The organism is Halanaerocella petrolearia, assembly GCF_054657875.1.
The window spans coordinates 119,020-131,506 of sequence record NZ_BAAHXW010000001.1 but is presented as its reverse complement, the minus strand read 5'-3'; the positions used below and the strand labels follow the sequence as shown (position 1 = coordinate 131,506).

The 12,487-nt window shown below is 32.2% G+C and carries 12 protein-coding genes; 2 read left to right on the top strand and 10 right to left on the bottom strand.

Annotated elements, in window-relative coordinates; translation table 11 throughout:
* Window positions 1–9: 9 nt before the first annotated feature.
* The gene (locus tag ACYQ39_RS00660) at window positions 10–573 is read right to left on the bottom strand and encodes a TetR/AcrR family transcriptional regulator (protein WP_459839946.1); all 564 of its coding nucleotides are present in this window, start codon (window positions 571–573) and stop codon (window positions 10–12) included.
* Window positions 574–766: 193 nt separating this feature from the next.
* Window positions 767–1,504: a hypothetical protein gene (locus ACYQ39_RS00655; protein ID WP_459839945.1), complete on the bottom strand. Its 738-nt coding sequence runs from the start codon at window positions 1,502–1,504 to the stop codon at window positions 767–769.
* A 196-nt stretch (window positions 1,505–1,700) separates the two neighbouring features.
* Between ACYQ39_RS00655 and ACYQ39_RS00650 the strand changes: the two genes are divergently transcribed.
* On the top strand, window positions 1,701–1,943 hold the full coding sequence (locus ACYQ39_RS00650; RefSeq protein WP_459839944.1) for a YkuS family protein: 243 nt from the start codon (window positions 1,701–1,703) through the stop codon (window positions 1,941–1,943).
* A 43-nt stretch (window positions 1,944–1,986) separates the two neighbouring features.
* Here the strand turns inward: ACYQ39_RS00650 and ACYQ39_RS00645 are convergent, their stop codons facing one another.
* The 3 genes from ACYQ39_RS00645 to ACYQ39_RS00635 are packed head-to-tail and all read right to left on the bottom strand — an operon-like array spanning window position 1,987 to window position 3,230.
* Window positions 1,987–2,208, bottom strand: a complete 222-nt coding sequence (locus tag ACYQ39_RS00645; protein WP_459839943.1) for a NifU family protein — start codon at window positions 2,206–2,208, stop codon at window positions 1,987–1,989.
* A 45-nt stretch (window positions 2,209–2,253) separates the two neighbouring features.
* Window positions 2,254–2,832, bottom strand: a complete 579-nt coding sequence (locus ACYQ39_RS00640; protein ID WP_459839942.1) for a hemerythrin domain-containing protein — start codon at window positions 2,830–2,832, stop codon at window positions 2,254–2,256.
* Window positions 2,833–2,834: 2 nt separating this feature from the next.
* Window positions 2,835–3,230, bottom strand: coding sequence for a carboxymuconolactone decarboxylase family protein (locus tag ACYQ39_RS00635; RefSeq protein ID WP_459839941.1), 396 nt, complete (start codon window positions 3,228–3,230; stop codon window positions 2,835–2,837).
* A gap of 178 nt (window positions 3,231–3,408) precedes the next feature.
* On the opposite strand from ACYQ39_RS00635, the gene ACYQ39_RS00630 reads away from it, so the two are divergent.
* Window positions 3,409–4,788, top strand: coding sequence for an MATE family efflux transporter (locus ACYQ39_RS00630; protein ID WP_459839940.1), 1,380 nt, complete (start codon window positions 3,409–3,411; stop codon window positions 4,786–4,788).
* 185 nt (window positions 4,789–4,973) lie between these two features.
* Here the strand turns inward: ACYQ39_RS00630 and ACYQ39_RS00625 are convergent, their stop codons facing one another.
* The 5 genes from ACYQ39_RS00625 to ACYQ39_RS00605 form a co-directional block, all read right to left on the bottom strand.
* Window positions 4,974–6,290, bottom strand: a complete 1,317-nt coding sequence (locus ACYQ39_RS00625; protein ID WP_459841597.1) for a carbohydrate porin — start codon at window positions 6,288–6,290, stop codon at window positions 4,974–4,976.
* A gap of 435 nt (window positions 6,291–6,725) precedes the next feature.
* On the bottom strand, window positions 6,726–8,906 hold the full coding sequence (locus tag ACYQ39_RS00620) for a cell division FtsA domain-containing protein (protein WP_459839939.1): 2,181 nt from the start codon (window positions 8,904–8,906) through the stop codon (window positions 6,726–6,728).
* Between the two features lie 117 nt (window positions 8,907–9,023).
* Window positions 9,024–11,294, bottom strand: coding sequence for an alpha-amylase family glycosyl hydrolase (locus ACYQ39_RS00615; RefSeq protein WP_459839938.1), 2,271 nt, complete (start codon window positions 11,292–11,294; stop codon window positions 9,024–9,026).
* Window positions 11,295–11,361: 67 nt separating this feature from the next.
* Window positions 11,362–11,727 (bottom strand): thioredoxin family protein, encoded by a 366-nt coding sequence (locus ACYQ39_RS00610; protein ID WP_459839937.1) that lies wholly within the window; start codon window positions 11,725–11,727, stop codon window positions 11,362–11,364.
* Between the two features lie 67 nt (window positions 11,728–11,794).
* Complete coding sequence (locus tag ACYQ39_RS00605; RefSeq protein WP_459839936.1) at window positions 11,795–12,481, bottom strand: 4Fe-4S binding protein; 687 nt, start codon at window positions 12,479–12,481, stop codon at window positions 11,795–11,797.
* Window positions 12,482–12,487 lie beyond the last annotated feature (6 nt).

The following is a 12,487-nucleotide window of genomic DNA, read 5'->3' as shown; positions in this document are numbered from 1 at the left end:
AATTTGCAATTACTTCTCTAGTCCAAACCAAATTTGATTGATTAATTCTTTTTTAGCTTGTGTAAAACTATAAGCAGAATCTTGAGCTGTCTTAATAGCTACTCCACGAATAGTATAAAAGATAGAATTAGCAATTAATTGAGAATTTACTTCTCTTATTTCCCCTTTCTCTTTGGCTGCATCTATCATTATAGCCAATAAGTCAGGTAATTTATCCATAAAATCATTAATTGCCTCTAAACTATACTTTCTAGGTGGCCTACTCTCTTGTACTAAAACTGATGCTACATCTGGATTAGACTGCAAGTCATCAAAATGATCATCTAAAAAGATAACTAACTTTTCTTTCAATGAAATATCTTTTTCTTTCAACTTTTTTAATAACTCAATTCTTTTATCAAACTCTACTTTGAAAATATAATTTAAAATTTCCTTCTTATTAGAAAAATAATTATAAACTGTTCCTACTGCAATATCTGCTTGATTAGCTATCATCTTTACTGTCGTATTATAATAACCTTCATTAGCAATTACTTTAATAGCACTAATCCGAATTAATTCTTTTTTACTCATTGTTCCCCTCCTTTCTAAGTAGTCATTAACTTATTATGTCCTAAACTACTTTAAATAATATCAAGTGAATGAATATTCATTCACTAATTTAAATTATAAATAAATCTTCAGTACACTTCTGTGATTTAAATCACGGAAGTGTAAATTAAAATTCAAAAACAAAGAAAATTGACTCCATAACGGAGTCAATTAATTAAAAACTATATGCAATTCCAAAATAAACTATTGATGAGTTATCTACTTTAACTTTAGATACCTGTTCATTCTTGCTAAAATCACTTGTTACCTCTTCTCCATTGATTTGATATTCTACTTTAGGTGACATAGTAGTTTCTTTAGTTCTAGTCCAACTAGTAACTAGTTTAACATTATCATTAAACTTATAAGTTCCTCTTAAACTAATCCCTCCAGTCTTTAGCTCATCTGCAATACTTGCTTTTACTTCAGTTCCTGGCTCATAAGATTGATTATTAATAGATAATCCTGGATCTCCTTCCCAAGCTGCCTCAACTGTATCTGTTAATGTAGCACTATAGTCATATCTTAACTGTTTATAAGCAGCAGAAACTTCAAATCTATTATCTTCATAACCAACAAATGGGCCAACACTTGTCATTCGCTGATTAAAACTACCACTTACCCCCACTTTAACAGGTCCTTTAATGATAGGCCATAAAACTGTAGCTGTTAAATCATTTCTATTCTCCTCAGCTTGAGGCATAATAAAATCAAAAGAATATTGATCCCAATAATCATCAGTTATATCTGTCTGAATTACTCTTTTACTGTCAATATCTACTTTACTACTTGTCGAACCTAATCCAATACTAATTTCTGAATACCAAGAATCAATACTATCTTCTGCAGCATAAATATTCGAAGTTAAAATAGAAATTAGAATACATACTAAAATTATTATTTTATTTTTCATATTACCACCTTCCCACTAATCTATTCTAGATTATTCTAGTCTTTTCCTGTTGTATAATTATAGTAAATAATTAAAAAGGAGATTAAATAAGAATAATATTTTATGATTATTAAAAAATTACTATGTATTTTTCAACTATTTAAAAGCCAAAATAATAAATAAAAGAAGTAGTAAACTAAGAGAGGTGACTACAATAATGAATCGTAAAATTGCAGTTGAAGGTGGCTTATCCAATGTCACTCAGGAATTACAAGGAAATGGTTATGATATAGTTGATTTAGATAACCAAAACCTCCAGAATGTTGATGCAGTAGTTGTCAGTGGAGAAGATAATAACATGATGAATATGTCTGATATTAAGACTAAAGCACAAGTAATCAATGCTAGAGGAATGAATGCCTTTGATATTCAGAAGGAAATCGAAAGTAGATTAAGCTAATAAATAAAAAAAGGAGAAGGGATTATCCCTTCTCCTTTCCTAACTATACAGATTGTACTTCCTTAACTTCCGGCAATTCTTCTTTTAGCTTTTTCTCAATACCATTCTTTAGAGTCATTTGAGACATAGGGCATCCTGCACATGAACCCTGTAATTCAACTTTGACAACTCCTTCATCAGTAACCTCAACTAACTCTACATCTCCTCCATCGGCTTGCAATGATGGTCTAACTTGATCTAATACTTTCTTAACTTCTTCTTTCATCAATAACTCCTCCTTATAATTTATTATTCTACTAAAGTTCAACATTTATGATAAGTCAATATCTGCTACTTGCTCCTCTAACCTATTAATTAGATTTAGATAATCTTCTTGAAACTCCTTCTCTTTTGCTGTCTTTTCTATTATACCTGCCTCTTTTGCTATTTCAGTCATGACTTCTGAACTTAACTCTACTTCAGCATAACTATATATAATATTATTCTCCTTATAGATATGACCAGCAAGAAAATCAGCATAAGCTACAGCATTAGCTATAATATCTACCTTAGCTTTATTATCTCCCTGTCTAACTTTATCTAAAGCAGTTTCAAGGTTATTAATAAAGTATCTTCCTAGATCATGTTCAGACAACATAGCTTCAATTGGCCCTTCTTCTACATCAGTTCCCAACTCTTCAGACATTTTATTAAATAAAATGTCTTCCTCTTTACCATGATGATGGTCATCAGCATAATTTCTAACAACATCTATAGCATCAGCAAAAGCTTCAAAATCTACTTCTCCTGTCTCCATTATTTTTACAGATAATTTACGCATCACTTCTAAAACGCGTTCAATATTATCATGCTCTTCTCTCAATAGATCTATTACTTCTTCTGTTTCCATCTTTATTCCCCCTCTGAGGTCGATTTATTATCCAATATATTATTCATAAAAGAGATAATTGGGGCCAACTTTACTAAAGTTGGAGCTCCATTTAACCAGACTACCTGTCGTAAAACTTCAATTATTTCCTCTTTAGTAGCACCATACTTAACTGCCTTTTGCATCTCTAACTTGGCTCGTTTTTCATTATCAGCAAAAACAGCTGAGGATATAGCAATTAAATATTTATATTTTAAAGGAATTACTTCATCACGCCACACAATTTCATGATAATCAGATATAATCTGTTGAAAGTCATCTCCTAATACTTCTCCTGTCATAACTCCTGGAGGGATAAAACCTAACTCTTCTTTAAACTTCTCTTTCATCTCCTCTTTATCAAATTCTTTATCATTCATAACTATCCTCTCCTTTCACTACAATTGTATTATATACAATTCTCTCTAACTCTTATATGATTTATCTCACAGAAAGGAAATTTGATTAAATAATTGCTCTTATATATAATAATTGATAGTTTGCTTAAATTATGCAAAGGATAATTTATAGCATACATAATTTTTTAGGAGGGTTAAAATGACAGAAAATAAAAGATCAGAACGATTAGGTACTGAAGCAATCACTCCACTACTGCTAAAACTATCCATTCCATCAATTATAGGTATGCTTTTACAAGCTTTATATAATGTAGTAGATAGTATTTACATTGGACGCCTCAGTAAAGAAGCATTGTCTGCTTTATCCTTAGCCTTTCCAATTCAAATGATCCTAATTGCTATTGCTGTGGGAACTGGAGTAGGAACTAGTTCTTTGATTTCTAGATTACTAGGTCGTGGTCAAGCCCATAAAGCTAATAATGCTGCTGAACATGTTATTATTATCACCTTCATTTACGGTATTTTAGTTGCCATTGTTGGATTATTATTCTCTGATGATCTAATTAGACTATTTACTTCTGACTCCACCTTAATTGCATTAGGTGAAGAATATATTAGAATTATTTTAATTGGTTCTTTGGCTTTATTCTTCCCTATTATTTCAAATAATATTTTACGAGGAGAAGGAAATACCTTCATCCCTATGTTAACTATGGTGATTGGAGCTTTATTAAATATCTTACTTGATCCCTTTTTCATCTTTGGTATTGGATTCTTACCTAAATTAGAAGTAGCAGGAGCTGCATATGCTACAGTATTGTCCAGATTGATTAGTGGTTCATTTATTGCTTATATTCTGTTCTATGGAGATAATCAGATTGATTTAAAACTGTCAGAGTTCAAATTTGACTTTGCTATTATTAAACAGATCTATCAGGTAGGATTACCTGCTATGGTTATGCAGTTTTTAGCTAGCTTTATGATAGCAGGAGTTAATAAGATAGTTGCCCACTATAGTACTACAGCAATTGCTGTAGTAGGTATCTATTTTAGACTACAATCATTTGTCTTCATGCCTGTCTTTGGTCTAAATCAAGGTTATATGCCAATAGTTGGCTACAATTATGGTCATGGCAATCCTAATCGAATGAAAGAAACAATTAAATCAGGTGTTTTTATGGGAGGAGTCTTTACTATAGTAGGTTTTATAATTTTCCAGTTATTCCCAGATGAATTGATTAAACTATTCAATACTAATCCTGAATTACTAAAAATAGGACCTATTGCTCTACAAAGAATCAGTCTAGCTTTTCCAATTATTGGTCCAACTATTATTGGCTCTGCTACCTTTCAGGCTTTAGGACAAGGAATTCCTAGTTTGACTATCTCCTTTTTAAGACAGATAATCTTATTATTACCAATTACATATTTATTAGGTCAGCTATATGGCTTAGATGCCTTATGGTTTGCTTTTCCTATTGCTGAGTTAATAGGTACTATAGTAACAGTTATCTGGTTAGCAATTACCTTAAAAGAAACTTTTAGTAAGATGAAGAAATCCACAAGAGAAGAAAAGTAATTTTATAAATCTAAAATATAATACTTAAAGACTATACAACAGCAAAATTATTGGTTATAATAAAAAAGAGAGAACCTCGGCCAAGGTTCTCTCAGATCTATAACAATGTTAAGGGGGTTTCTCTTTAACATTATATTGTCTAACTTACTCTACAGATCCTATTCTCAGATAGGGTCTGTATTTTTTTACCACCATACTTCCATTTGGAAACCATAAGTCATACCACTATCTCCTGCTTCATATCCATTACCAAAGCTCTTATCATCGCTAGCAGTAGCATAAGTACCAAATACTCGTAGCTGTGGTCGAGACCAGAAACTACTCTTCCAAGTAATAGTTGGAGCTACTGTAAACTTATTAATTGTCTTAGCATCATCATAACTATCTTTATCTTCATAATCAAAACCATACTCATACTGCATTGCAAAGTTCTCAGTATGATGACGTTCTAATCTAGCTCCAGTTGCAATAGTAGTAGTATCACTAGATCCATCATCACTTACTTGATAAACAAACTGAGGCATAATTTCTGTCTTATCAGTTAGATTACCAACACCATAAGTTAAGACTCTAGTTGCTGTAGCATCTTCATCATTACCCATTCCATTAGATCTACCTAAACTAGCACCTAATCCATTACCATACTGAATTGCTGTCTTAGTAAAGCCAGGCATCACACCATAGAAGTCACCTTTATTATGAATAGCTGCCAGTTGAATACCACTTTCAGCATTTCCATTATATTTCTTATTATCAGCATTTCCATTATATTTCTTATTATCAGCTGACCAAGATGGAGTAACTTCAAAATCTATAGAGCCACCTAAGGCTTTTACTCCTTTTAAACGAAGGTCAATATTCTGTTGCGAAATCTCTCCTAAATCTGTTTTAACATCACCACTACTCTGACCAATGAAAGCAATATCCATTGTTCCTAGATCTGTCTTAAGTCCTTTAATCCCTGCACCAGTACCACTCATATCACGCCAATAGAAATCAGTAATATGAATATCATCACGACCATAGAATCTCTGTCCAGCCCAGAATGAAGTACCTTCTGGAGCGAAATCAAAGTTACCGCCTTCTACAAACGCTTCTCTAAGAGCAACTCCATCATTCCAAACTGAATCACTTCCATTACTATGAGCTAAAAGAAATTGATTCTTCATCCACGAGCCATCTTTAGCAGTCCACTTGTTAGAGAATACTTGCTCAACATAAGTACCATATTCATTTCCTAGACGGAATGAACCAAAAAGATGTCCAAGGGGTTGTTTAGCTGCTCCACCATTAGCAGATACTGCATATCCTGAACGAGCATAACCATGATACTCAAATCCATCTTGCTGCATAGCTAACTTCTCTTCTAATTGGGCCAACCTCTCTTCAACAGACTTATCAGAGTCATCTTTTGCATAAGCTCCTCCAGTTGCTAATGCCATAACCAGACCTACTACTACCAGACTAAGGGCAAAATTTGTTATTTTTTTACCTCTAAACATCACTTATCTCCTCCTTGATTTAATGAATAATATTCCATTTAATGATTAATGAATTTCTAATTCTGTTGCTACTACTTCTACTACCACCCCCTTCAAAGAAAATACAATCTCTAATTATGCAAGCGATTGCACAAAATAAATTTACCAGGTTATAGATAATATAAAGTTATAGAGGTAAATTACATAATTAAATTAAAAACTATCTTATAAAAAATTAATAGTACTATCTATATATTTATAGACTAAAATCTTAACTCCTTCTTTTATTTTAAATTTTTTATAAAAATTAGTATTATTATATAATAGTGTCTATATTAATATTTATAGTTAAAACAGATAAACCCTTCATTTATTTTGACTTTTTTATGAAAGAATAGCTAAGGGCCAACTTCCTTCCCTTAGCCCTTCCCTAATTCATCCTTTAGTTATGCCTTATTAAATAAGTTTATTTTTCCCTTCTTTAGAGACATATAGTTTTACTTCATCGCCATCAGCTAGAACTTCAGTCAATTTAGCAGTCTGACCATTCTTCTCTATTACTAGATTCCCTTCTAATAAAGACTTTGGAACTTGATAATTAATATACTCTAATAATTGATTCAACCTAATACCTTCTGGTTGGTATTCAATTTTATCTCCTTGTTGAATATAATCCTCTTTATTAGCTTGTTGGTCATTTTTTAATAATTGATAGTTTTTAACTGGTACTTCTATCTGACGATTATTAAAGGTAATTAATAAGTTTTCTTCTAGATCATCTTCTAAAATATCTCTAATCTGTAATTCTTCTCCTATACCAGTATTAAACTCTATCTTATCTCCATCATTAACTTCTACTTCCCAAGTTACTGGTTGATCATTTAATAGCAAATTATAATTTTGCCAACTATAGCTTTCTTCTGTCCCATTAAGAGTATATGTAATCTTATTTTTAGATAAATCACTAATATCTAGTTCTAAAACTTCTGTTACTATCTCTTTAATAGTTTGAGGAACTTTATATTCAATCTCTGCCCGATCTTTAAGTTCAGTATCTAAAGAAACCTCTTCTCCATTCATATGATATTGAGGTTCAACTGACACTTCCTCTCCATTGACTTCTATCTTTCGTATTGGAAAATCAGGTACTACATCAGCAACTACTCCTTGTCCAGACTCTCCTGATTGACCTAAAGTAACCCTAATCTGATCTCTATTCTCAATTTGAGTATCAATTTCAGCTTCTTCACCATTAACTTTTAACTCACCTTTAGTTCCCATTGTACCTTTAATTACCTTCAGTTCACCTGCTACTTCAACTGTTAAAGCCATGCCAGGACTGGCTTTAAGGTTACTGACATCAATCTCTGCTGCCAATAAAGCATCAGATACTTTAGGTTCAGTCAAAGTAAATAAGTGTATCAAGTCACCATTCAATTCTACATCAAGGAAGTTGGCCCGATTTAAATTACGATAACAACTAACTGCTATTCCTAAAGGGGTAATGGCTTGGCTACCAGATAAATCTTCAATTTGGCCCTTTACTTCATCAACATTATCTATATCTTTGACTCCTATTCTTGCCTCAGGTAGATCTAATTCAGCTGATAGTTTCTGTTTCAACAAAGGAGTCAGACTTCCACCCCCAATACACATTACTGCTTGAGGTTGACTACCATTTAACTGTAAAATGGCTTGACTTATTAGTCTAGCTAACTTACCAATCTTATCTTTAATCTCTTTGACTACATCACTAGCTCTTAAAGTAATAGTCTGGTCTAAGATATTTTTAGCTTCTATTTCTTCTTCATTCCATAGACCTCTCTTTATCCTCTCTGCCGTATGATAATCAACCATATATTCTTCACAAATAGCTTCTGTTATTTCATCTCCAGCAACAGGAACCATTTCATAACCAATAATTGCTCCTTCTTTAGTAACTGCAATATCTGATGTTCCAGCTCCAATATCTACTAACGCTAAATTAAAACCATGCATTTGGCGAGGAATAATCAAATTTGAGGCGGCAATTGGTTCTAAAGTCAGATGTTCTACCTCTAAATCAGCTTCTCTAATTACTGTTAATAATGAATCTACTACAATTCGTGGCAAGAAAGTTGCTACTACATCTACTGTAATCTCTTTACCTCGCTGTCCAATTAAATTACTGACTTTAATCTCATCTAGTTTATTCTGTAAGACTGTATACCCTACAAAATGATAACTATTAGCCTTTTCTTCTTCTTGAGACTGTAATTTATTCTGAGCTTGCTGTACTGCCCCAAACTCTAATACTCTCATATCTTCTGCAGTAACTTCTTTTTTACTCTTAAATTCAGTTCCATAATGGGCTTGAATAGTCTTTAAAGCTCTACCTGCTGCTGCAACTCCTACTTTTCTCAGCTCAACTTGATATCTATCTTCTAGCGTTTCTTTAATCTTTTTAACTTGATTGGCTACTTCCATAACATTATGTATCTGTCCATCTAACATTGATCTCTTATTATGTTCTATAACTTCAGAGCCCTTAATTATAAAGTCTTCTCCTCTAGGCTCTAAAATCAATCCTACTATTGTTCTAGTCCCAATATCTAAAGCAAAAATTAAATCTTCTCTATCTTGCATTACTAAATTCATGCCTCCTTTATCATCATCTTTAATCTAACCTTCATTTTTATCTATTTAAACTTTTATAGTTAAGTTCCTGCTTTTAGCCTTAAATAAAAGAAGACATATAAATAAAGAAGGACGCACTTAACTGCGTCCAGAAAACCCTTTATAAATAAAACCACTATAAGGAGGCAATTTAAAATCATAAAAAATATTATCTACTACTTTAAGTGTATCATTATCTGTAGGATCTTTAGTACCATTAGGTGGTAGATCATTGACCTGTTCAATATCAGCCAACTTCACCCAAGATCCAGCATCTGCAAAATGCAGATCAACTGCTACTTCTTCTTTTTCAAAATTAATCATAACTAGTATCTGTTCATTATCTACTTTTCCAATCCAACCAATTACTTTTTTATTGGCTCCTTGTTTTCTAGACATCCATGGGCCAACCATCCACCTAAAGTTGCCTGTTTCAGCAGGATTACTACCTGAAACCTTTAAGGCATCATATCTTTTACGTAGATTAATTAACTGTTGAGTCCAATTATAAAAACTATTATACTCATAATCTGGACAGTTAGGATCAGGAGTAACTGTGTCAATATCTATTACATTAGACTCACGGTTAACTCCAAATTCTTGGCCCATATAAATCATTGGCTGTCCTAAAGCAGTCATAGTAGCCAGCATGGCTAACCGAGCCTTTCGATCCTTAATATCGCAGTCTAAAATATCATTAGTCTCTACTTCATATCTAATACTTGGTTCATCATGGCTTTCACTATAATTAATTACATTATTAGTATGGTCAGCAAATTGATTCTTACAGAAGTAGAACATATCTCCTAAATTATCTGTATTATCATCACACCAACTTCTAAATCTACCTTCTCGCAATAAAGCCTTCAGTTTATCATGAAATAAATCAGCCCATTGGGCATAACCATTAAAGCCTTCAAAATTCAAGTCAGATTGATTAGGTAGATTTTCAGCAATTAAAATAGCATCTGACTTAAATCCAGAATTTCTAATCTTATCTTGAATCTGGTATAATAGTTTATGGTCTAAATAATTAGTATGAGTGGCATCAAAACGAAATCCATCAACATGATACTCTTCAATAAACATCTTACAAGAATCAATTAACATATTATTGACTTCATCTCGACTAGTATCTAATCTATTACCCCATTTAGTCTCGCCTGCAAAGTAGAGTCCTCCAGGATTGGAGTCATCATCAATTAGATTCCAGAGAGGATTAAATTGATTGGAGGTATGATTAAATACCTGATCCATAATTACAGCTAAACCATGTTCATGAGCTGTATTGATTAACTCTCTAAAATCATCAGGCGAACCAAAATCCCTTTCTACAGACATAAAACTACAAGGGTCATAACCTAAACCAAAATGGCTCCAGGCCTCTGAAGTAGGCATTAAAGCTAAAGCAGTGATACCTAGATCATCAAAATATCCATCTTCTATCCTTCTAGTTATCCCTTTAAAAGTGCTTTGCTCCTCTAGTGGAATATCAGAATCACCATCAGTAAAACCATACACATTCAATTCATAAATAATCAATTGACTTATATCAGGAGTAGTCCACTTATCATCTGTCCATTCAAATTTTGTAGGATCTACAACAACACAGTTACTAAGCTCAGAATCATCACTATATACTCTAGTATAAGGATCATAAACTAACCTTTCATTTCCTCCAGTTCCACCTTGTACATAAAACTTATATTCTATTTCTTCAACTTTTTCATCTTTAATCTCATCGGCTGGAATTCTAACCCACCAGATATTAGGTTGATTATAGAAACCTTGATATAAATCAAGTTCAATTAGTCTATCCTCTATTTTATAAGTACAATCTTGACAGCGATTAGGCGTCTGGAAGTCATTAAGATTAGAACTCAAATAAACCTTTCCTGCTCTAGGATGAAAAAAAGCAAAACTAATCGAGCCATCAGTTAACTTATGAGCCCCTAGCAAAGAAGAAATTTCAAAATCAGATACATCAGTTTGAGGTAGATAAAAATTATTTTCTGGTATTAACTCTTGAATTTTATTATATACTTCACTAATATGTCCTACTGATTGGGCAGGTTTGACACTATAGACATTGTGAATACCAGCTTTACACCATATCTCTCTTCCTAATCCAGCATTATAGATTCTATTATTTTCATCATCTTCCCAAACAACTCCTCTTTCACCAACATCCTTAAATTTAAAATTGAAATCATTTCTATTAATTGCTACATCATAATAAATTCCATATTTATCTTGACCGGTTGGAGAAACTTCAAGTTCTCTACCTCCTGTACCTAAAGTCCAAATCCACAGGTAGGGTTTAATAAATTCATTTCCATTGTCATAGTGAATTCTAACTTTGTTTCTCAATCTAACTCCCCCTTACATTATTCATCATATATTATGAACTAAATTAAAGGGAATAATTAATAATCATCTAGTTTATTATAATTTTCTTAATTTTTTCCTTAACTCTACTCCACAAAGACAAATGATTTAATAACTCACTTAATTCATGTTGATCAATATAACCAATATGTTTAGCTACTAACTTACCATTTTGAAATAATAGTAGAGTTGGAGCTTGATTAACATCATATTTAAGAGATATCTTTTTACTGGCTGAGATATCTAATTCTAACAGTTTCAGATTATCATTATCTATAGCTGTTGCTAAAAAATCTTTCACTTCTTGACAAGCTGAACAGTAATTATAAGAAAACTCCAATAAAACTGGTTGACTAGTCTCTAATACCTCTCTTGAAAATTGATCTTCTTTTATCTTAGTAAAGACCATCTTCATCCCTCCTTTAAAATAAATTTAAACTAAAATAGCTATTAGCAGAATTCTAACTAATAGCTATTTTATCTTATTCTCTTGTTAAAGCATCTACTGGACAAGAATAGACACATTTTTCACAGTGTAGACAATCTAAATCCTTATCATTATCTCCAGTAAAGTCATAAGGTTCTAGCCCCATAGGACATTCTTTAGTACATAAGTCACAATTTACACATTTGTCTTTATCTACTTTGATTCTCTTAGGTTTTTGCTTGATCTCATCTTTAACCCTGCTTAGATTACGCTTTAATTTAATAACCAGAGCTGATAATGAACCCATTGGACAGAAAGAACACCACGTTCTTTCATGAAAAATAATACCTAATAAAACGGTAATAACTGTTGTGATAAATATAATCTTATAGAATACAAATCCAATTTTAACTAAATCTCCTTGAGCATTGATAATCCCTACTACAAAATTATAGACTAAGAAAATAAAGAAAGATATTCGGAAGTAGCCTGTTTTAAACAACTTAGGAATTTTTGCACTACGGCTGATTTTAGCTAATAAATTATCATTAAAACTCCCTCGGGGACATAAAGCTCCACACCAAACTCTACCATCTTTCCAAGTAGCTACTATCACTGGAGCCAACATACAGATCAGTGCTGCAGTTCCAATAATAGGATATTGCCAACCTACTACTAAAAATGTTACTATTAAAAGCCAAATCCAACGTCCAATAAAACCTATCAATCCTGTTTGTCGCATATATTT

Excerpts from the sequence above, each read along its gene's own strand:
- ACYQ39_RS00650 (WP_459839944.1), top strand. The coding sequence starts at position 1,701 with ATGAATCGTAAAATTGCAGTTGAAGGTGGCTTATCCAATGTCACTCAG.
- ACYQ39_RS00630 (WP_459839940.1), top strand. The coding sequence starts at position 3,409 with ATGACAGAAAATAAAAGATCAGAACGATTAGGTACTGAAGCAATCACT.
- ACYQ39_RS00655 (WP_459839945.1), bottom strand. The coding sequence starts at position 1,504 with ATGAAAAATAAAATAATAATTTTAGTATGTATTCTAATTTCTATTTTA.
- ACYQ39_RS00640 (WP_459839942.1), bottom strand. The coding sequence starts at position 2,832 with ATGGAAACAGAAGAAGTAATAGATCTATTGAGAGAAGAGCATGATAAT.
- ACYQ39_RS00625 (WP_459841597.1), bottom strand. The coding sequence starts at position 6,290 with ATGTTTAGAGGTAAAAAAATAACAAATTTTGCCCTTAGTCTGGTAGTA.
- ACYQ39_RS00620 (WP_459839939.1), bottom strand. The coding sequence starts at position 8,906 with ATGAATTTAGTAATGCAAGATAGAGAAGATTTAATTTTTGCTTTAGAT.
- ACYQ39_RS00635 (WP_459839941.1), bottom strand. The coding sequence starts at position 3,230 with ATGAATGATAAAGAATTTGATAAAGAGGAGATGAAAGAGAAGTTTAAA.
- ACYQ39_RS00645 (WP_459839943.1), bottom strand. The coding sequence starts at position 2,208 with ATGAAAGAAGAAGTTAAGAAAGTATTAGATCAAGTTAGACCATCATTG.
- ACYQ39_RS00660 (WP_459839946.1), bottom strand. The coding sequence starts at position 573 with ATGAGTAAAAAAGAATTAATTCGGATTAGTGCTATTAAAGTAATTGCT.
- ACYQ39_RS00610 (WP_459839937.1), bottom strand. The coding sequence starts at position 11,727 with ATGAAGATGGTCTTTACTAAGATAAAAGAAGATCAATTTTCAAGAGAG.
- ACYQ39_RS00605 (WP_459839936.1), bottom strand. The coding sequence starts at position 12,481 with ATGCGACAAACAGGATTGATAGGTTTTATTGGACGTTGGATTTGGCTT.